Source organism: Bacteroidota bacterium, assembly GCA_025059945.1.
GTDB lineage: Bacteria > Bacteroidota > Rhodothermia > JANXDC01 > JANXDC01 > JANXDC01.
Genome location: JANXDC010000004.1, coordinates 207236 through 226420, shown reverse-complemented (window position 1 = coordinate 226420; position 19185 = coordinate 207236). Strand labels below are relative to the sequence as shown.

20 protein-coding genes and 1 tRNA gene are annotated in these 19185 nt (G+C 64.1%); 5 read left to right on the top strand and 16 right to left on the bottom strand.

Features of this window, described 5'->3' with window-relative positions:
* Positions 1-20: 20 nt before the first annotated feature.
* The 3 genes from NZ993_02940 (at position 21) to NZ993_02930 (ending at position 4535) form a co-directional block, all read left to right on the top strand.
* The gene (locus NZ993_02940) at positions 21-2120 is read left to right on the top strand and encodes a TonB-dependent receptor (protein ID MCS7154752.1); all 2100 of its coding nucleotides are present in this window, start codon (positions 21-23) and stop codon (positions 2118-2120) included.
* A 107-nt stretch (positions 2121-2227) separates the two neighbouring features.
* Positions 2228-2401 carry a hypothetical protein gene (locus NZ993_02935; GenBank protein MCS7154751.1) on the top strand — a complete coding sequence of 58 codons (174 nt, stop codon included), beginning with the start codon at positions 2228-2230 and terminating at the stop codon, positions 2399-2401.
* Positions 2402-2531: 130 nt separating this feature from the next.
* The gene (locus NZ993_02930) at positions 2532-4535 is read left to right on the top strand and encodes a S9 family peptidase (protein ID MCS7154750.1); all 2004 of its coding nucleotides are present in this window, start codon (positions 2532-2534) and stop codon (positions 4533-4535) included.
* On the opposite strand, the gene NZ993_02925 is transcribed toward NZ993_02930, so the two are convergent.
* On the bottom strand, positions 4532-6106 hold the full coding sequence (locus tag NZ993_02925; protein MCS7154749.1) for a serine hydrolase: 1575 nt from the start codon (positions 6104-6106) through the stop codon (positions 4532-4534). The genes NZ993_02930 and NZ993_02925 overlap by 4 nt on opposite strands.
* Positions 6107-6234: 128 nt before the next feature.
* On the opposite strand from NZ993_02925, the gene NZ993_02920 reads away from it, so the two are divergent.
* Complete coding sequence (locus tag NZ993_02920) at positions 6235-6660, top strand: regulatory protein GemA (protein MCS7154748.1); 426 nt, start codon at positions 6235-6237, stop codon at positions 6658-6660.
* 18 nt (positions 6661-6678) lie between these two features.
* On the opposite strand, the gene gpmA is transcribed toward NZ993_02920, so the two are convergent.
* From gpmA to NZ993_02900, 4 genes are all read right to left on the bottom strand, one after another.
* Positions 6679-7431 carry a 2,3-diphosphoglycerate-dependent phosphoglycerate mutase gene (gene gpmA / locus NZ993_02915; protein MCS7154747.1) on the bottom strand — a complete coding sequence of 251 codons (753 nt, stop codon included), beginning with the start codon at positions 7429-7431 and terminating at the stop codon, positions 6679-6681.
* A 54-nt stretch (positions 7432-7485) separates the two neighbouring features.
* Positions 7486-8016: an SRPBCC family protein gene (locus tag NZ993_02910; GenBank protein ID MCS7154746.1), complete on the bottom strand. Its 531-nt coding sequence runs from the start codon at positions 8014-8016 to the stop codon at positions 7486-7488.
* Between the two features lie 152 nt (positions 8017-8168).
* Positions 8169-8244: transfer RNA gene (locus NZ993_02905), tRNA-Lys, on the bottom strand.
* 43 nt (positions 8245-8287) lie between these two features.
* A complete protein-coding gene (locus NZ993_02900) occupies positions 8288-9070 on the bottom strand; it encodes an RNA methyltransferase (GenBank protein ID MCS7154745.1) in 783 nt (260 codons plus the stop codon).
* 66 nt (positions 9071-9136) lie between these two features.
* On the opposite strand from NZ993_02900, the gene rsgA reads away from it, so the two are divergent.
* Positions 9137-10081, top strand: coding sequence for a ribosome small subunit-dependent GTPase A (gene rsgA / locus NZ993_02895; protein MCS7154744.1), 945 nt, complete (start codon positions 9137-9139; stop codon positions 10079-10081).
* Here the strand turns inward: rsgA and floA are convergent.
* The 11 genes from floA to NZ993_02840 form a co-directional block, all read right to left on the bottom strand.
* A complete protein-coding gene (gene floA, locus NZ993_02890; protein MCS7154743.1) occupies positions 10078-11097 on the bottom strand; it encodes a flotillin-like protein FloA in 1020 nt (339 codons plus the stop codon). The genes rsgA and floA overlap by 4 nt on opposite strands.
* A 27-nt stretch (positions 11098-11124) precedes the next feature.
* A complete protein-coding gene (locus NZ993_02885; GenBank protein ID MCS7154742.1) occupies positions 11125-11604 on the bottom strand; it encodes a hypothetical protein in 480 nt (159 codons plus the stop codon).
* A gap of 4 nt (positions 11605-11608) precedes the next feature.
* Positions 11609-12946, bottom strand: a complete 1338-nt coding sequence (locus NZ993_02880; protein ID MCS7154741.1) for a hypothetical protein — start codon at positions 12944-12946, stop codon at positions 11609-11611.
* Between the two features lie 605 nt (positions 12947-13551).
* Positions 13552-14466 carry a hypothetical protein gene (locus tag NZ993_02875; GenBank protein MCS7154740.1) on the bottom strand — a complete coding sequence of 305 codons (915 nt, stop codon included), beginning with the start codon at positions 14464-14466 and terminating at the stop codon, positions 13552-13554.
* 40 nt (positions 14467-14506) lie between these two features.
* Positions 14507-15568, bottom strand: a complete 1062-nt coding sequence (locus tag NZ993_02870; GenBank protein ID MCS7154739.1) for a hemolysin family protein — start codon at positions 15566-15568, stop codon at positions 14507-14509.
* A 5-nt stretch (positions 15569-15573) separates the two neighbouring features.
* Positions 15574-16164 (bottom strand): Holliday junction branch migration protein RuvA, encoded by a 591-nt coding sequence (gene ruvA, locus NZ993_02865; protein ID MCS7154738.1) that lies wholly within the window; start codon positions 16162-16164, stop codon positions 15574-15576.
* Positions 16161-16598, bottom strand: a complete 438-nt coding sequence (fabZ, locus tag NZ993_02860; GenBank protein ID MCS7154737.1) for a 3-hydroxyacyl-ACP dehydratase FabZ — start codon at positions 16596-16598, stop codon at positions 16161-16163. The genes ruvA and fabZ overlap by 4 nt, the downstream gene beginning before the upstream one ends.
* Positions 16599-16666: 68 nt before the next feature.
* Positions 16667-17083, bottom strand: a complete 417-nt coding sequence (locus NZ993_02855) for a hypothetical protein (protein MCS7154736.1) — start codon at positions 17081-17083, stop codon at positions 16667-16669.
* 43 nt (positions 17084-17126) lie between these two features.
* Positions 17127-17915, bottom strand: coding sequence for a cyclase family protein (locus NZ993_02850; GenBank protein MCS7154735.1), 789 nt, complete (start codon positions 17913-17915; stop codon positions 17127-17129).
* 16 nt (positions 17916-17931) lie between these two features.
* The gene (locus NZ993_02845; GenBank protein ID MCS7154734.1) at positions 17932-18828 is read right to left on the bottom strand and encodes a histone deacetylase; all 897 of its coding nucleotides are present in this window, start codon (positions 18826-18828) and stop codon (positions 17932-17934) included.
* An 8-nt stretch (positions 18829-18836) separates the two neighbouring features.
* Positions 18837-19154, bottom strand: a complete 318-nt coding sequence (locus tag NZ993_02840) for a hypothetical protein (GenBank protein MCS7154733.1) — start codon at positions 19152-19154, stop codon at positions 18837-18839.
* Positions 19155-19185: the final 31 nt, after the last annotated feature.

The window sequence follows — 19185 nt, the reverse complement described above, 5'->3', positions numbered from 1 at the left end:
AACTGCTGAGGAGTAAGAGCATGACGGGCCTGTGGGTCATAGCCTTCTTACAAGCTGCGGCCGCGGCGGACACGGTTCTACCTCGGGTGGAACTGGAGGCGATCACCGTGACGGCGACCCGCAGCCGGGAGGCGTTGCTGAACGTCCCGGCTGCGGTGCGCGTGGTGGAGCTAAGCGACGGCGTCGCCATCCGGGGATACGGGCTAGAGGAAGTGCTCTCGGGCATCCCCGGCGTGTGGGTGGGCACGCGCTCCGGCAACCACGACATTCGGCTCGTAATCCGCGGCTTCGGGGCCCGGGGGGCTGGGGAACGCTCCAATGCAGGCACAAGCCGCGGGGTGCGCATCCTGCTCAACGGCTTTCCCGAAACAGAGCCCGATGGCCGAACGGCCTTCGACTTTATCGATCTCATCGGGGCGCAGGCCGTGGAGGTGATCCGATCCAACGCTTCAGCTCTGTGGGGCAACGCCTCCGGGGGGTTGGTGGCCGTCGACATCGTGCCCCCCATGGGCACAAACCGGCTCATCTTGCAAGCCCAGACGGGCTCTTACGGCTTTCGGCGCCTGGCCGGATACGGAGGCGCAGCCATAGGGTCAGCCCAGTATTACCTGCAAGCCGGGCTTATCGACTGGCCGGGCTGGCGCGAGCACTCCGAGAGCCATCGCTGGCTTGTGCACACAGGCCTCATAGGGTATATCGGACGGGGATCTCGGCTTGGGGTGCACCTTTCGGGCACGCGCAACCGGTTCCGCATCCCAGGCCCCTTATCCTGGGAGGAATTTCACACAGAGCCTCAAAAGGCCTTCCCCGTCTACCTGCAGCGACAAGAGCGGCGAGATAACAAGCTTTTTCGCATAGGCTCCAGCTTAGAGCACCAAAGCGGCCCGCACCGAATTGAGGCCTCTGCTTTTGCGACTACGAAGGTCCTGCAGCGATCGGAGCGCAACACGTTTCGGGACTTCAACCGCTACTATCTGGGGGGGAGTTTGCTCTACCGGTTTGAACATGAACTCGGCTCCGCTCGTCGCAGCCGCTGGCAGCTTGGGGGAGACGCGGCCTACCAGGACGGGGCGATCCTATTTTACAGCCTGGTCAACGGCCAGCGCGGCACCCAGCTGCGCACCAACAAACGCGAGGGCGCGGGCAACTTCGGGCTGTTCGCGCAACACGAACTGGACCTGTTGCCCGGTGTGCAGCTCTCCTGGGGCGCCCGATACGATTGGATCCCCTACTACGGGGAGGATTTCCTCTCGGCCCGGCGCGATCGGCGCATATACCGGCAAATGAGCCCCAAATTCAGCTTGCTCTGGCGCTATGATCGGCTGGGCAGCATCTACGCGAACATGGGCGGGGGCCTAGAGGTGCCGGCCGGAAACGAGGTGGATCCCCCTCCGGAGCTCGCCAGCCAATACCTGCTTAACCCCAACCTTCGTCCGATGCGCTCAACAAGTTATGAAGTGGGCACCAGACAAGGCTTCCTGCCTCAATCGGGCTTGCTCCGCTGGGTTAGCTATGAGGCGACCGGATATTGGATCGAGGTGCGCGACGAGCTGGTTCCCTTCAACAACGGAGCCTTCTTTACGGGGACAGCCGCATCACGGCGGATCGGACTGGAACTGCAAGCTGCGCTCGAAGCCCATCTGGGCCTCCGCCTGGAGGGAAGCCTCACGCTGGGCCGCTACCGATATACGCGCTATGAGCTTGATCCCCGCTACGGCCGCTTTACAAACCTAGCGCCCGGAGACTACCGCGGCAACCGCATCGCGGGGGTGCCGGAGCGGTACTTTTTTGCCAAGGCCGAATACCGCCTTGGCCGGACTGTGCCCATAAGCGCCGGTCTGCTTTTGCGTGGTTTTGCTTCGTATTGGGCCGACGACGGCAACCGCTGGCGCGTACCCGGGACCGCGGTATGGGATGCCAGACTACGCCTGGGCCCTATGCGGGTGGGCCATCCCTGGATGGCTCTAGAGGGTTTCGTCGCGGTGACGAATCTGGCTAACACCCGATACGCAGCGAGCGTGTTCGTCAACCCCGACATCGTCAACGGACGACCCGTATACCTAGAGCCGGGCTTGCCTCGGCAATTCACCCTGGGTTTAAGCATGCGCCTAGAGCCGTAGCTGGACAAAGATGGAATAGGCTCGTATATTTGCGCTCGCCGGATGCAGGCGTGCTCACCACCACGACGCCGCATCGGGTAGTGCGCAAAACATAAGGAGGCGTCATCATGAAGCAGTTCCTCGGTGTCCTCATGCTGGCTGGCGCGTTGTTCGTGATCGGCTGCGGCGGTCAGCAGCAGCAAACCCCGGCTCAGGAGCAGGTTGAGCCAGCCCCAGCCCCGGCCCCGGCTCCGGCGGACACAGCGGCTCAAGACACCACGGCCCAGCAGCCGGCTCAGTAAAACGCATCGGGTTTCGTCCCACTCCCGGCCCGGCTTGCGAAAAGCCGGGCTTTTTTTTGGGGGGCTCGACAACGGCGCCTTTCGGCTCTCCCCTTTTTGACGTACTTTTCCGGAAAACCAGGAGACCAAAATGAAGCGGCTCGCTCTAGTTGCCTTATGGGCTTGGTGGCCAGCTGGGCTTTTGGCGCAGTCGGCCTTGAGCTGGACCCCGGAGCTAGTCCTGCGCTTCCGCGCCGTTTCGGATGTGGCCATGTCCCCGGATGGCGATCTAGTGGCCTACGTGGTCCGAGAGGCCCTTACGGAAGGCGAAAAGTCCGAGTACCTAAGCCACATTTGGGTCGCTTCGCGCCTAGAGGGCTGGAGCCGCCAATACACGCGGGGTGATAAGTCCTGCACCGCCCCCGCCTTCTCCCCCGACGGCCGATATTTGGCCTTCTTAAGCACCCGGTCGGGCCGTAACCAGATCTGGCTTCTGCCCATGCACGGCGGGGAAGCCGAACAGCTCACAGACGTCGAAACCGGCGTAACCGGCTTCCGCTGGGCCCCAGATGGACGTAGCCTGGCCTTTTTGGCCCCAGACCCAGAAACGCCCGAAGAACGGCAGCGCAAACGCGAAAAGCGCGACGCCTACGTGCTGGACGGGGACTTTAAATACCAACACCTGTATCGGGTCCCCGTGGAGCCAAACGCCCAGGGCAAGCGGCCCATACGCAGGCTCACGCGCGGGGCCTTTCACGTGGTGAGCTTTGACTGGACCCCCGACGGGCGCCGCATCGTGTTTGCCCATCAGCCCGATCCGCGCCTAAACACGGGACTTGTGGAGGTGGATCTTTCCTGGGTGCCGGCCGATAGCGGCTCCGTTACGGCCCTTGTGCGCCGTCCGGGCGTGGACACCAACCCCAAAGTCTCTCCAGACGGCCGATGGGTGGCCTTCACGTCCCACGGCGGCCAACCTGAACGCATCGGGCTTGCGGACGTCTGGGTCGTGCCCCTAGAAGGGGGGCAGCCCCGCAAACTGGCCGACACGCCGGATCGCAACGCGACGCTGCTGGGCTGGTCGGCAGACGGCCGGTATGTGTTCGTGGAGGAAAACGTGCGCGTGGACCGACACGTGCTCCGCCTGCCCGCAGATGGCCGCGCTCCGGAGTTTCTTACGCGGGGCCCGGGCGTGTACGGCCAAGCGGCCTTCGATCGGAACACGCGTTGGATGGCCTTCACCTACGAAAACTCCGACACCCCGGTTGAAGTCTACACGAGCGCCGTAGAGCGTTTCGCTCCGCAGCGCCTGTCGCGGCTCAACGTGGACGTTCCTCTGCCCCCTATGGGGCGCACGGAGGTCCTGCGCTGGCGCTCCTTCGACGGGCTGGAGATCGAAGGCCTGCTCATCTACCCAGTGGACTATCAACCGGGGCGACGTTATCCGCTTATCCTCAACGTGCACGGCGGCCCAGCCGGGGTCTTCAGCCGCACCTTCACGGGCCGAGCCGGGATTTACCTGCTGCAGTACTTCGCCCAACACGGCTACGCGCTGCTATTGCCCAACCCGCGAGGGTCGACCGGATACGGCAAGGATTTCCGCTACGCCAACGTACGGGACTGGGGCTATGGGGATTTCGAGGACCTTATGAGCGGCGTCGACGAGGTCATCCGCCGCGGCGTCGCGCACCCGGACAGCCTGGCGATCATGGGCTGGAGTTACGGGGGCTACATGACGGCCTTCGCTGTTACGCGCACCTCGCGCTTCAAGGCCGCCAGCATGGGGGCCGGCCTGTCGAACCTGATCAGCATGGTCACCACCACCGACATCCCGGATTATCTGGTAGCCCACATGGGGGCGGAGTTCTGGGAGGACTACGCCACCTACGCCAAGCATTCGGCCATCTACCAAATCCAGAACGTACGCACGCCCACGCAGATCATCCACGGGGAAAACGACCGACGCGTGCCCTTCTCGCAGGGCCTGGAGATGTACGTGGCTCTAAAACGCCGCAACGTGCCCACGGAGATGGTCGTGCTTCCCCGCACGCCGCATGGGCCCACCGAGCCCAAACTGCTCCTACAAGTCTCCGGCTTCATCCTGGACTGGTTTGAGCGGCACCTGCGGGGACGAGCCCGCGTAGTCGGCAACGGCTAGCGGCTATGCGGCACAGGCACCAGGCGAAGGTCCTGAAAATCGAAGCTAAAGTCCGTAGCCGGCGACACCGGACGCAAGCGCGCTTCGGCGATTGAGCCGTCGGGGCTAAGCCAGAACGTCAGGAAGGCATCGGCCCGCAGCTCCCGATCATCCCAGCGCACCCAGAAGGTGTCGTATTGCCAGTGCCGCAGCTCCCCCTGTAAGCTTTCGGTGGGCAGAAACCGAATCCGCAGCCGGCCCTCTGCGTAAGTGATCTCCACGTCCCCGTACCAGGCGTCTCGATAGCGGCCTGCATAGCGCTCCAGAGGCAGCGACGGACCTCGGGTGCTGTCGCGCTGGGCCAAGATCCGGGCCTCGGTTTGGGCTAGCTCCCGCTGCGTCCGTTCTTGCAGGCGGCGGTAGGCCTCGATCCAGTCGTAGGCGGGGCGAACGCCCAAGTAATAGTCCAACACCCACCAGGTCAACGCGTTGAAAGCAGCGCCGGATTCTTGATTCGTCAGCACCGCCACCCCGAGCTTGAGCTCCGGCACCAAGGCCACGCGCGAAAGATAGCCCGGAAGCCCTCCCGTGTGCGTGGCCAGCTTTCGGCCTCGATAGTCGCGCACCTGAAAACCAAGCCCGTAGCCGTTAAACTGCATGCGCAGGGGCTCCAGCTCCGCCTCCATGCGCTCCGGAATCGGCATGGGGGTGACGATCGTCCACAGCGCATGCGCCAGGCGCGGACTAAACAACCGCGACCCATCGGCCAGACGACCGGAGTCGAGCAGCGCGATCATCCAGCGGGCCATGTCCTCAGCGCAGGAGTTGATACCCCCGGCCGGATTGGCCGCATCGTGCGTGTAGGGCCGAACGGGCCGCAGGCGCCCCTCTACGGGCGCATGCGGCGTGGCCACGTTGCCTGGCTGCGCCGCCGCAGACAGACGGGGATCGGAGTTGCGCATACCCAACCGATCCAAGATGCGCCGTCCCACGAACTCCTCCCACGTCTGGCCTGAGACGGCCTCTATAAGCTCTCCGGCCACGATGTACAGGTTGTTGTTGTAGGCGTATCGATAGCGCAGCGGATGCGCGATCGGCAGCTGCCGCAGGCGGCGCACGATCTCCTTCCGTGTATACGTCGTGGGCGGCCACCAGAGCAGATCGCCGGCCCCGAGCCCCAACCCGGATTGGTGCACCAACAGGTCCCGCACCGTAAGCTGGCGCGTGATGTAGGGATCGGCCAGCTGAAACCAGGGCAGATACTCGACCACCGGCCGATCCCATTCGAGCTTGCCCTCCTCCACCAGCATCCCCAAGGCCACGGCGGTGAAGGCCTTTGAATTCGAGGCGATGCCGAATCGAGTCTGCGCGTCCACGGGCTCCGTTCGGCCCACGGTGCGCACCCCATAGCCCTTAGCGAGCAAAACCCGGCCGTCCTTGACGATCGCCAGCGCCAGACCCGGCACCTCGAAGGTGCGCATGAGGCGCTCTACGTACGCATCTAGCCCCGGCGGCAGCTCTGCACGGCGCTGCGCCTGCGCCCCCTGTAGGGGCGCAACGAACACAAAAACGGCAACTAGCAGACGCTTCATAGATCCCCCCTTTCGCGGTGCGCTTATGAAAATCCGCCTTCGGACGAGATAAGGCAAACGCCAACGGGTGGGGAAACGCGAGCGCGGTCTTAGGCGTGAAAACGCCTAGAGCCGTCTCCTAGCGAACGATGGCCAAGCTTCGACATCGGAGCCGCAGAAACCGCCTACTTGCCCTCTTGCACGTAGCACGGCGCGAACTAGGCTGGACCGAAGCGCAGTATCGGAACTGGCTAGAGGCCCAAACGGGACGGCGATCCGCCGCCCAGTGCACAGAGGAGGAACTTGAGCGAGCCCTCTACGCCCTACGCGCATGGGGTTGGCCTATAGGGCCGATCCTGAGCCCACAGGCGCGGCTTATTCGGGGTCTATGGGCCCGGCTGCATCGGCTAGGCGGGGTGCGCAATCCGTCTTTGCGGGCGCTGCGCCGCTTTGTACGGCGTATGACCGGAAAGCCCGATGAGACGTGCCTGGATACGCGCGAGGCCAATCGGGTAATCGAAGCCCTCAAGGCCTGGAAAGAACGCCTACGGACATCCCAGGCGGAAGGAGACTAACCGATCCCCGGCTCCGGGTTATCGGGCCCGCCCTTGAGCGGCCACGGCCTCGGCGGCTCGGCGGACCTCCTCGGGATCGCCCAGGTACCGGCGGCCGACCGGCCGCAGGCTCCGCTCGTCAAGCTCATAGACGAGCGGAAAGCCGGTGGGGATGTTCAGCTCCATGACCTCCGACTCCGATAGCCCCTCCAGGTACTTCACCAGGGCTCGGAGGCTGTTGCCATGGGCCACCACGAGGGCCCGGTATCCGGCGCGCAGAACGGGGACCAGATGATCGTGCCAATACGGCAGGACCCGCTCCAGTGTATCGTGCAGCGACTCGGCGGCCGGGAGCACCTTAGGATCCAAATGAGCGTAGCGGGGGTCGAAGCGCGGATGCCGCGGATCATCCCAGGCGAGCTCCGGAGGCCGCACCCCGTAGCCGCGGCGCCAGAGCCTAACCTGCTCCTCCCCGTATCGGACGGCGGTTTCGCTCTTGTCTAGGCCCTGTAGCGCCCCATAGTGGCGTTCGTTTAAACGCCATGAGCGGTGCACGGGCACCCACATCCGATCTAGGGCGTCTAAGACGATCCAGAGCGTGCGGATGGCCCGTTTGAGCACAGAGGTGAAGGCGAGCTCGAAATCCAGCCCGGCCTGGCGCAGCAGCTCGGCCGCGCGCAGCGCCTCCCGTCTTCCCTCCTCGGAAAGATCCACATCGACCCAGCCCGTAAAGCGGTTTTCGAGGTTCCACTGGCTCTGTCCGTGTCGCAGCAAAATGAGCGTCCGGGGCATAGCGAATCCAAAAGCCTACGGGATAGCAAGTTAGCTACGGAAGCCCCCATAGCGCTATGGGGCTTGCTGGGCCGGCCAAGCCAGAGCGACCTGGCTTGGGCTGAAGAGCTCCTGAATTCGCGCTTGGCGGTAATCGAAGATGCGCGCTAAGGCGCGCCGGATCCAAAGCGCATGCAGAATCTTACCCAGGGGGCCAAAAGGCACCTGATACAAGACCTCGTCGGTCATGAGCGTATCGGAGCCCTCTTGGCTAAACCGATGCGTGTGGTGCCAGAAGCTATAGGGGCCGCGCAGCTGCACGTCTACAAACCGATACGGGGGATCGTAGGCAGCAATATAGGTTGTCCAGCGCACAGGCAGGCCCAGGAGCCGAATCCGATAGTCGATAAGCGCTCCCAGATGCATAGGAACCGGCGAGGGGGTGAGCAGCACAAAGCCCAAATCGGGTGGGGTGATGAGGGACAAATTCTCGGGCCGCTCAAAGAAGGGAAAGACCTCTTCTATCGGGCGCGGAATGCGCTGCTGCCGATACAGGCGGTATAGGGCGGCTTGTGGTGTTGCACCCGCTAAGCTGCGCCGAGCCATAGCCCAATCTCGTGTACGCGGTTTAAGCGAAGCATCGACCCAAACCGATCCGGACCCTGATCTTGTTCCCTAGAAAGGGTCTAAGAGCAGCCCAAACCACACCGATGAGCTTTTCCCAAAGAAATGGAAAAAGACCGCCTTCGGGCGGCCCGTGGTGCACCGCCGGGGACTCGAACCCCGAACCCGCTGATTAAGAGTCAGCTGCTCTGCCAGTTGAGCTAGCGGTGCACAGGTAAGTTAACACGCAGGGCCAGGGCGTTTCAAGCGCCCCTTAGGGGTTAAGCCGCTGGCGCAGGGCCTCGTAAAGCAGAAGGGCCGCGGCCACGGACACATTTAGGCTGTCGGCCAAGCCTCGCATCGGGATGCGCAAGCGCACCTGAGCCTGGCGCATCCAGCGTTCCGGAAGCCCCTCGTGTTCGGCTCCCAAGGCCAACGCCACGGGCGGACGCCAGTCGAAATCCCAATACAGCCGCTCCGCCCTCGGAGAGGCCGCAACCAGGGTAAGCCCGCGGAGCCGGATCCAGTCTAGAGCCTCTTGCTCCGAGGCGGGATAAACGGGAAGCCGAAAAACCACCCCCGTGCTGTTGTGAATCACCTGGGGGCTATATAGATCCGTTCCACCCACGACAAGCACAGCGTCTACGCCTGTGGCGTCGGCGCTGCGCAGAATCGCGCCCAGATTTCCGGGTTTTTCCAACCCGAAAAGCACGAGCACTAGCGGCCGTTCGGAAAGGCCTGCGCTTTCAAGCCTACGATCCGGCAAGGGGAAGACCCCGATCAAACGGGCCGGGTGTTCCCGTGTGGAGACGCGCTCCAGGGCCCGCTTCGAAACCCACAACACGGGTCCCGGAGCCCAAGCCAGCAGCTTCTGGGATTCGGGGTCCAGGTCCGGATGCGCCAGGATTGCCTCGGGTAGCAGTCCCGCCTCCAGGGCCCGGGCTATCAGGCGCGGGCCCTCTACAAGCATGCGACCTTGTCGTTCGCGCTCGGCGCGCTTTTTTAAGGCGGCATAGGCCCGGATGCGCGCGCTTCGGGGTCCAAGCAGCTCCGTCATGGAGGTGTCGCCTTCTGATGCCCGTCTTCTCGTCCGTATTTTTGTTTTGGCGGAATCGGTTTGTCTATGTGCGCCTCGACGCAACATGAACGCACCGGGAAAGTCGTCGTCTCGCACGGAGCCTGGTATGAAGTCGATCTAGGCGAAGCAGGACGCGTACGCGCGCGCATTCGGGGTCGGTTTCGGATCGGGGACCGAACCGAGATCCACCCCGTTGTTGTGGGCGATGAAGTGCGGGTGCGCCTGGAACCTGACGGCACAGGCCTGATCTTGGAGCGGCTGCCCCGACGCAATCAGCTCGTTCGGCGCGCGGCAGGGGGGCAGAACTTGGCCCAGGTGTTGGTGGCCAACGTGGACCTGGCCATCTGCGTTCAATCCGTTCACCAGCCGCGCTTTAACCCGGGCTTCCTGGATCGGTTCCTCGTAGCGGCCGAGTCTTATGGCATCCCCGGTGCGCTGTGCGTGAACAAAATCGACTTGGCGCAGAAGCGCGACTGGCGCTGGCTAGAGCCTTTGTTGCGCGTTTACGCGGCGCTAGGCTATCCGGTCGTGCGCACAAGCGCCCACACAGGCGAAGGGCTTGCGGAGCTGCGCGCGCTGCTGAGCGGGCGCGTCTGCGTCTTTTCTGGCCCCTCCGGGGTCGGCAAATCCTCGCTGCTTAACGCCCTTCAGCCCGGCCTGAAACTGCGCGTAGGCGAGGTGAGTCCGGCCACAGAAAAGGGCCGGCATACGACGACGTTTGTCGCCCTGTACCGGTTGGATTTGGGAGGCTACGTGGTCGACACCCCGGGGCTGCGGGAGTTTGGACTGTGGAACATCTCCCCAGAGGAGCTGGGACATTATTTTCCGGAAATGCGCTCCCTGTTAGGGGCCTGCCGGTTTCACAACTGCACGCACGCGCACGAACCAGGCTGCGCTGTTCGGGAGGCCGTCGCCAGGGGCGCAATCGCCCCTTGGCGTTACGAAAGCTACCTGGCCATGCTGGCTACGCTGGAGGAGGCCGAAAGTTAACCTGCCGGCGTCTCCGCAGAGGATGCCCCGGAGCCCATTGTAGGCGGAGAGGCGCTCTGCCCCAGGGACTCCCGCATGCGCGTGTCGGCCTGCAGGTTGCGCAGGGCAAAATAGTCGAGTGCCCCGAGGTTACCTTGGCGGAGGGCCTCGGCGATGGCCCGCGGGATCTCGGCTTCAGCCTCGACGACCTTGGCGCGCATCTCCTCCACACGGGCCCGCATCTCCTGCTCCAAGGCCACGGCCGCAGCCCGGCGCTCTTCGGCCTTGGCGCGGGCGACCTTCAGATCGGCCTCGGCCTGGTCGGCCTGCAGCTTGGCCCCGATGTTTTCGCCCACGTCCACGTCGGCGATGTCGATCGACAGAATCTCATAGGCCGTTCCGGCGTCCAGACCCTTGGAGAGAACCACGCGCGATATTTCGTCGGGGTTCTCCAGCACGCGCTTGTGTGTTTCGGCTGAGCCGATCGTGGTCACGATCCCCTCGCCTACGCGCGCGATGATCGTCTCCTCCCCGGCCCCGCCCACAAGGCGCTCGATGTTGGCGCGCACCGTAACGCGCGCAATAGCCCGCACCTGGATGCCGTCCTTGGCCACGGCCGCCACGGGCGGGGTTTCGATCACCTTGGGGTTGACCGAGATCTGCACGGCCTCGAAAACATCCCGGCCGGCCAGATCTATGGCGGCGGCCCGCTCAAAAGAAAGCGGAATGCCAGCCTTGTCGGCCGAGATCAAGGCGTTGACCACGCGCTGCACGTTGCCGCCGGCCAGATAATGCGCCTCCAGGCGCGCCAGGTCGATCGGAATCCCGGCCTTCGTGGCCGTGATCAGGGCCTTGATGATCACATCGGGCGGCACCTTGCGCAGCCGCATCCCCACGAGGTCCCGCAAGATGTTCAGCCGAACCCCCGAAAAGTAGGCCGTAATCCAGAGCCCGATGGGCACAAAATAGAAAAACAGGATCACGCCCAGCAGAATGGCCAAGATCACCAATAGCGATCCAAGCGTGAGCACCTCCATGGAAAGACCCCTCCTGTTCTGTTTGGGTTAGTCCGCTAAACGTACGACAAGCCGTCCGGACTCGACGCGCACCACCCGCACGCGCGAGGAGCGCGCGATGAACTCCCCTTCGGTTACCACGTCCCAGCGGCGGCCGTCGATCTCCACTATGCCCGAGGGCCGTAGCGGGGTCAGGGCCGTGCCCTCGCGACCGACCCAGCGCTCCGGATCTTCCGAGACGGCAGACCGAAACCCCTCCTGGCTGCGCAGCTCGGCCCGGTTTACAAAGCGCTCCCAGGCCCCCGAGCGGTGCAGCATCCAGAAAAGCAGCCCCACAAGGGCCGCCGCCAGAAGCAGCACCACCGTGCCCCAAGTCCAACCTTCGCTCGAATACGCATAGACGACCCCTGCGGCCAGGGCGAGTAGACCCAGGACGCCCACCACGTTGATCCCGGGTATGAACAGGATCTCCACAAGCAGAAGGCTGGCGCCTAGCAAGACCAGCACGATGGCCAGCAGCGCGTCCATGGGCTCACTCCCGAGCGCGCACCAGCAGCTGCGCTCCGCGCACGTCGATCACCTCCACCTCTGAGCCGGCCGGAATATACGGGCCCTCCGAGACGGCATCCAGCCGCCTGCCGTTGAGCTCGATCACCCCGGAGGGGCGCAGCGGGGTAAGGGCTCGGCCGATCTGTCCGATCCAGTCGGCGGCCGGCTCTACAGCCGTGTAACCCGATTCGGCCTCCTCCAGCACAAGCCGGCCCAGCGGCCTCAGGCGCGGCGCATAGCGACCAAGCGAGAACACGAGCGCCAGAAACAGCACCAGCGTCAGGGCCAGCGTCACTGTAGCGCGAGCCAGCTCATCGAGGCCGGGGAACCGAAGCCCCACATTGCCGATAAGCGCCGCCAGCAGACTCGCCAGCATAAGGCCGATCCCCAATACGCCCGCCACCCCGAAGCCGGGCAGCAGAAACAGCTCCACAAGCAACAACGCGACCCCAATCAAGAAGAGCACAAGCTCCCAGGCCTCAACTAGGCCCAATAGGTAGTGCGGAGCGAAAAAGAGCACCGCGCCCAAAAGCGCCATCAGTCCCGGAAAACCCACACCTGGGGTCTGGAGCTCAAAGTACAGCCCCCCTAGGATCATGAGCAGCAGAATGCTCGTCACCAGGGGATGGCTGAGAAACCGAAGCACGCGCTCCGCCCAAGAGGCCCGATGATCGACAAGCTGAGCCCCCGCCAGCCCTATGGCGGCCAGCGCCTCCTCGATGCCGGCGGCCTTGGCCTCGGCCACCCCCAAGCGCATCGCCTCCTCGGCGCTCAGCGTAAGTACGGTCGTCGAATCATCCAGGCCCGGCACCACGACGCGTTCGTCGACCATGGCCTCCGCAATGCGGGGGTCGCGCCCCGTGGCCTCGGCCGTTGCGCGCATGAGCGCGCGCATGTAGCTCTGGTACTTATCGGGCGCCCGCTCCCCGGAGGAGCCCTCTACGACTGTGGCCGCACCCATGGAGGCGCCCGGGGCCATAACGATCCGATCACAGGCGTAGGCGATAAGCGCCCCGGCGCTGGCCGCGTTCGGATTGATGTAGGCGATCGTCTGGGGCCGGGTCTCCAAGATCACCTTGCGGATCTTGTCCGCCGCCTCCAGCAGCCCCCCGAAGGTGTCGATCTCAAACAGAATGGCGTTGAAGCGCTCGCGCTCGGCGCGCGCCACAGCCCGCTCGATGTACTTGGCTAGCCCGTTCTCCACTAGCCCCTCCACATGCACCCACAGGACCCGAGGAGGCTCGGCGGCCCAAGCAGAGGCAAGAAACGGTAGCGTCCATCCAAAGAGAGCTATCCCGATCGTATGCATCATCGGCAACATACCCGACTTTACGCGTCCTTCAACAGGAAAGATACAGTCAACCCAATTGCCCACGCCTCCTTAGCGAAGGTCATCTCGCCGCAGCCCCTCGCGGTTGAACCGAAGGTGGCCTAAACGGGCTCGCATCCAACGCCGGGAGGCTAAGGCCCCCCTAGAACGCCTATGGCCGGCCCGAACCCTGATATGGACCCACACGGCCAGGCGGTTGAAAATTTTGGAAAACACGATCCCAAATGGAACGATTAGAAGCCCTCAGCGGGCGCTAATCCGAGGCAACTTAGCTGAGGCATAAATGCGCCCAGTGTTGCGGCACTTAATCGGCCACCCTGAGGAAAAATGCCATCAGGAAACGGCAACGCGCGGGCCATCTCAATAGATCGCGGGCCTTTGGGGCTCTCGAGGCCGGCACGCATAGGCGACGGTATCTAAAGACAGCCCTATGGGGCATACGGGAAACCGACAGTTTAGGTGGTCAAACAAAAACCCCTCGCCACAACCCAGCGTAGGGGGAGCGCCGGTTTGGGTGATCCCGATCGCTATTGGATCGCGCCCCGTCTTAAGATTCGGACATGCGGGTATCCCGCCCTTGTACGGGTTGCGTGACATCAACGCGCGAGCCTATAGAGGTCGTAGGCTAAGTAAAAGAAAACCGGCCCGTTCGGGGTCACTACCGCCGCTAGCCCCTGCACCGGAACCTCCTGACCCAGCAGATCGGAAAAAAGCCGATCGGCCCGCTCAAGAAGCTCTGCCCGCTGGGTGGCGAGGTTGTACCGAATGAGCCCGGAACGCTCATAAAAGTCCCCGATGTAGTAGAAGTCGTCCCCAATGAAGACCCCGTTGTGCGCTGTGGCAGGAGGCGCGATACGCATACCGTCGGAGTTTAAGACGGCGATCCGGTGTCCTGCTTCCGGGGCTAGCGTCGTGTCGGTGCGGCCCCCCAGAAGTTGGATCAGCGCCCCCGTATTGCCGTTGTAAATGACCGGCCCCCGGCTGGGATGCAGAAACAGAGAAAACAGCGGACGGGTACCCCGAAACGGGCTGCGCAGGGACTCGTTGTTGAAGACGTAATAAAGCCGCAGCCCCCCTTCGAAGGAGCCCCGGTAGAGCGAATATCGATATCCCCCGACGATCGGATCGGCCACCAGAGCCCAGAGTTGTCCCTGCTGCACGGCGACCTCGGTGATGAGTCGATCGGGGTTTTCGAAGAACCGACGCGCTTCCAGACGGCCTGAGCGGAAGCGCAGCACGGATTTCGGATCGGCTGCGTTTACAGCATATAAAACCCCCCCCTCTACGGCGTCCAGGCCTAACAGGCTATCTGTTACGACCTCGGGCAAGCCCGTTCGGCGTCCCGTGGCCAAATCGAGCGGAATCCTATAGATGCGGCCCTTCCAGATATCGGCCGTGTACAGATAGCCATCCTCAAGGCGCAGGCCCCGATAGAGGCCCGGGCCCAGGACAAGATCCAGATACGGGTTCTCGGGGGCCCGCTCGCAGCCGCAAAGCCCCAGCCAAGCCAACAGCAGGAGGGCGCCCCAGACCCGCGCAGGGCGCCTCCGCTTAGGAGGTGCGGGGCTCAGAGGATGCTGCGCGCACGGCCCAACGCTCCCGGCTTTTCTGGCGGGCCAATTCACGCAGATCGGCCACGGTATCGAGCTCATCGACGATCTCAAAACCGATTAAGGTCTCCAAGACATCTTCCAGCGTGACAAGCCCCTCCAGCCCCCCGAACTCGTCGACGACCAAGAACAGGTGCTCGCGCTGCCGCAAAAAGGCCTCCAGAGCCTGCGCCGCGGTGGCCGACTCATAGACGGCGGAGACCGGCCGCAGCATCTGGCGAATCGGCTGATCCAGCTCGTCACGCGCCGCGGCTAGCTGCAGATCGTTCCGCAACACGATGCCCAGCACAGAGTCGAGCTGACCCTCGTAGACCGGAATGCGGGCATAGGGCAAAACGGCGTGATGGGCGAAGACCTCCCGCACGGTCCAGGAGGCGGGCAAGGCGAAGATGACCGTGCGCGGGGTCATGATGTCTTCTACGCGCACAAGGCGCAAGCTGAGCAGGTTCGTGATGATCCGCCGCTCGTTCTCCTGCAAGGCTCCCTCTTGTTGACCGATCTCGGCCAACACGCGCAGCTCCTCGCGCGTGACCGTAAGTGCGCGCTCGGTACGCGGGGTAAGGCGCCGGATGAGCACCTGTGTGAGCCCCACCACGGGGCGCAACAGCCGCTCCAGCGCCCACAGCACGTAAGCTGCCAGCGGGGCCAGACGCTTCCAATAGAGCACGCCGATCGTTTTGGGCCAGATCTCCGTAAACAGCAACACCAGAAGCGTAAAGGCAGCGGAAAACAGGCTTACGACCTCGTTGCCCCACAACCGTTGGGCTTGGGCCCCGGCGCCGGCGGCGCCGAAGGTATGGGCGATCGTGTTGAGCGTGAGAATCGAGCCCAGGTAGCGCTCCACGTTGGCTTTAACGCGCTCCAGGATCCGCCCCGCCCGTCGCCCTTCCTGCACCAGCAAGCGCACGTAGCTATGGGGCATCGACAGAAGCACAGACTCCAGAAGGGAGCACAGAAACGACACCCCCAAAGCGAGCCCGACGTATGCGAGCAGGGCCCCCATGTTCGTCACGTGACCTCTTTTAGAGCCAAGCGGATGAGCTCTTCCAGGGAAGGCTCGCCTTCGGGATGCGCCCGAAGCACGGCGCGCACGGCCCGCTCGGCGGAGGCGCGGCTGCATCCCAGGGCCATGAGAGCCAGCACGGCCTCCCGATAGCGCTCTATTGGGGGATCGGGTCTTCCGTCAAGGGCTAAGCACAAGGGAAGCCGGTCCGCCAGCTCCAGGATGAGCCGCTCGGCCGTTTTGCGTCCGATGCCGGGGGCGCGCCGCAGCGCCTCGGCATCCCGGGCCAGGATCGCCTCGCGCAGCTCCTGGGCCGATAGGCTGCTTAAGAGCGCAAGCGCCGAGCGCGGCCCCACGCCCGAGACGGCCAGCAGCTGCTCAAAGAGCGCCCGCTCCAGGGGCGTGGCGAATCCATAGAGCGCAACCGCCTCAGACCGGACGTATAGATATGTGTACAGCACGACCTCCGCCTCCGGATCGGGCAAAAGCGCGCAGGTGCTGGTCGGCGTCCAGAGCTCAAAGCCTATTCCGCCGACCTCCAGCACGATCCGAGGGGGGGTCTTCTCAAGCAAACGCCCGCGCAGACGCGCGATCATGCTTCGCGATCCACGATCGCCGCTATGAGTTCGGCTTCGCAGGCCCGCTCCCCATCGACTAGGGCCTTGCCGGCCATGGTGCACAGACGCCGGCGCAGGCTTAGGAGCTCCAGCTCAAAGATCACCTGATCCCCCGGCCGAACGGGCCGGCGAAAACGCGCTTTATCGATGCCCACAAAATAAAACAGGACCTTGCTGGGATCCTCCACATGCTGCACCGCCAAGCAGGCGCCCACCTGAGCCATCGCCTCCAGTAGCAGCACGCCTGGCATGATCGGATGGCCCGGAAAGTGGCCCTGAAAGAAGGGCTCGTTGATCGTGACGTTCTTAAGCCCCACGACCCGGTTTTCCTCCAGCGACAAGATCCGATCCACGAGCAAAAACGGGTAGCGGTGCGGCAGTATCTGCAGGATGCGCGCGATATCCAGCACCAAACGTTCCCCCTTCTTAGTAGCGTGCGCGCAAAGTAGGGGGGCCTTGCCGAACCGCGCAAAATCCACTTTCAGGCCGAAGCAGCGCGGTAGGCGGCCTCGGCTCGTTCGAAAGCCTCCCAGTAGGCCTGCAAGGCCTCGGCAAACCGCTCCCAGTTCCGCTCCGCGTAGGCCTCATCACAGGCCTCTCCGGCTTTGTTGATCGCCTCTAGGTCTTCGGGGCGCTCCGAAAAGAGCCAATGCAGCAGCCCCTCGCGCAGCCGCGCCCCCAGGGCGCGATGCGCGCTTCGCAGCAGCCGAAAGGCCAGCGCCTCAGACCAGGGACCGGCTAGATGCATCAGCTCCCGCCGGTAGCGCCGGAGCTCAGCCTCATGCTCACGGGCCAGCTCAAGAGGATGAACCCAGAGCCGATCCTCGGCCACCCAGATATCGGCCCCGGCTCGGCGCAGCCGAGACCAAAGCAGAAAGGCGGCCATCCAGTCCCGCATAGCGGCCTTTTTGTTTTTTACGGCCCGCCTGCGGGCTTTGTTCTTACGGCGGCACGATGGCCAAGATGCGCAGCGGTCCGCCGCTACCGCCCCGGATCTTCATAGGAAGCGCCACGACGTAAGCGCCCTTCGGGGGCAGCGCCTCTAGATTGGCCACGTTTTCAAAAGCAGGGATGTTCCGAGCGGCCAAGATCCGATGGCTCTGAAAGTCCTCGGAACGCCCATAGTCGATGCTCGGGGTGTCGATGCCGATGGCCTTGATCGCCCGCTCCCGAACAAGCCATTGGGCCGCTTCCGGGTGCAGCCCAGGAAAGCTTAGCCGCGCGAGGGCCTCCGGGCCCCGAAGCGCTGTGCCCAGATAACGGGTCCGATCCGGCCAGAAGCGGCCCATACCCGTGCGCAGCAGCACGATAGCCCCATCCGGGATGCGCCCATGTGCGCGCTCCCAGGCTTGTAGGTCGGCCACTTGGACTTGATAGTCCCGATTTTGAGCGCATGAGTCCGATACGTCGATCAGCACGGCCGGGCCCAAAAGCCGATCCAGGGGGATCTCGTCCGCCCTCCAGCCTCCTTGGGCGAAGTGAATCGGGGCATCCAGATGCGTGCCCCCGTGCTCGGCCGTGGCGAAGCGGTTGGCCGCGTAAAAGTAGCCGCGCTCGGTTACGCCTTCGAAGAGCCGCTCAAGCCGAAATCCGAGCGTGTCCGTAGGCCAATAGATCGTGAGGCTATCGTAGGGATGCGACAGATCCACAAGCCGGCCGCTCGGAAAAGGCAAAGGGGCTTGTTGGCAAGCCCCAAGGGCCAAGGTGAAAAGACAGACGCGCGCACGCATAACCAGACCCTTCTTGCTATCCGAAAAGCTCCCGCGCGATGCGGTAGGTTTGCAAGTGCGCCTCCACGGTGCGTTCCATGGGCTCGGCGTAGCCTCCACCCAAGGTGAGCGCGATCGGCACCTTGAGGCGCCGGGCCCAGGACAGGACCAGCTCGTCGCGCTTGGCCAACCCCTCAAGGGAAAGCGCCAGACGGCCGAGCCGATCCTCGCGCAAGCTATCGACCCCGGCTTGGTAGAGCACGAGATCCGGCCGAAAACGCTCCAGCTTCCGCAACACGGCCTGGACGACCTCCAGGTACGGGGCGTCCTCTGTGCCGTCGGGCAGACCCACGTCCAGGTCCGAGGGCACTTTGCGGAACGGATAGTTGGCCTGCGCGTGCACGCTTGCGGTCCACAAGCCCGGTCGGCCGCGCAACAAGGCGGCTGTGCCGTCGCCCTGATGCACGTCCAAGTCGAGCACAGCCACCCGGCGCACCCAACCCTGGGCGAGAGCCTCCAGAGCCGAGACGGCCAGGTCGTTGAACACGCAGAAGCCCGCCCCCCTGTCGGCGAACGCATGGTGCGTGCCACCGGCCAGGTTGCCCGCTATGCCGGCCTCCAGGGCCGTGCGCACGGCCTGCAGGGTGCCCCCCACGGAAGCCCGGGATCTGCGCACAAGCTCTGGGCTCCAGGGGAAACCGATTTGCCGCTGCTGAGCCTGGGAAAGCCCCCCGAAACGGACCGCAGCAAGGTAAGTCGGGCTATGCGCCCGGGCCAGCACATCCCAGTCCGCCATGGGAGCCAAGGCGAGCTCCGCCTCGCGTACTAGCCCGCAGGCGAGCAGCCGTTGGCGCAGCATGCGGTACTTGCCGGCCGGAAACCGGTGCCCCGGCGGCAGGGGCAGCTCATATGGATCGGAGTAGTAAACCCGCATGTCGACGCCTAAGCATTGAGGGCCAACCACCAGTCCCGGTAAGGGGTGTGCTCTACGCGCTTTCCCGTCCAATCCGGCCCTTCCCCCCACCAGGGGGTGCCCCGCTCTCCCAGAGCCCGCTTGGCTCGATCCACCGCCTTCCGGGCCTGGCTGAGCTGCTCTGCATCTCCGGTGCGCTTGGCCTCGCGCACCATGCGCCGGGCCCGCATGAGCTCCCGAACCCAAAAAGCCCTCTCCGCCTCCGAGAGAGCCGGATCCGTGCAGCGCCACAACCGGCCCTTGGCCACAAAGTATCGCCCATCCGGGGTCACAGGGTAGCGTTTCATGAGGTATTTTATGGGCCAACTTGGATCCCCG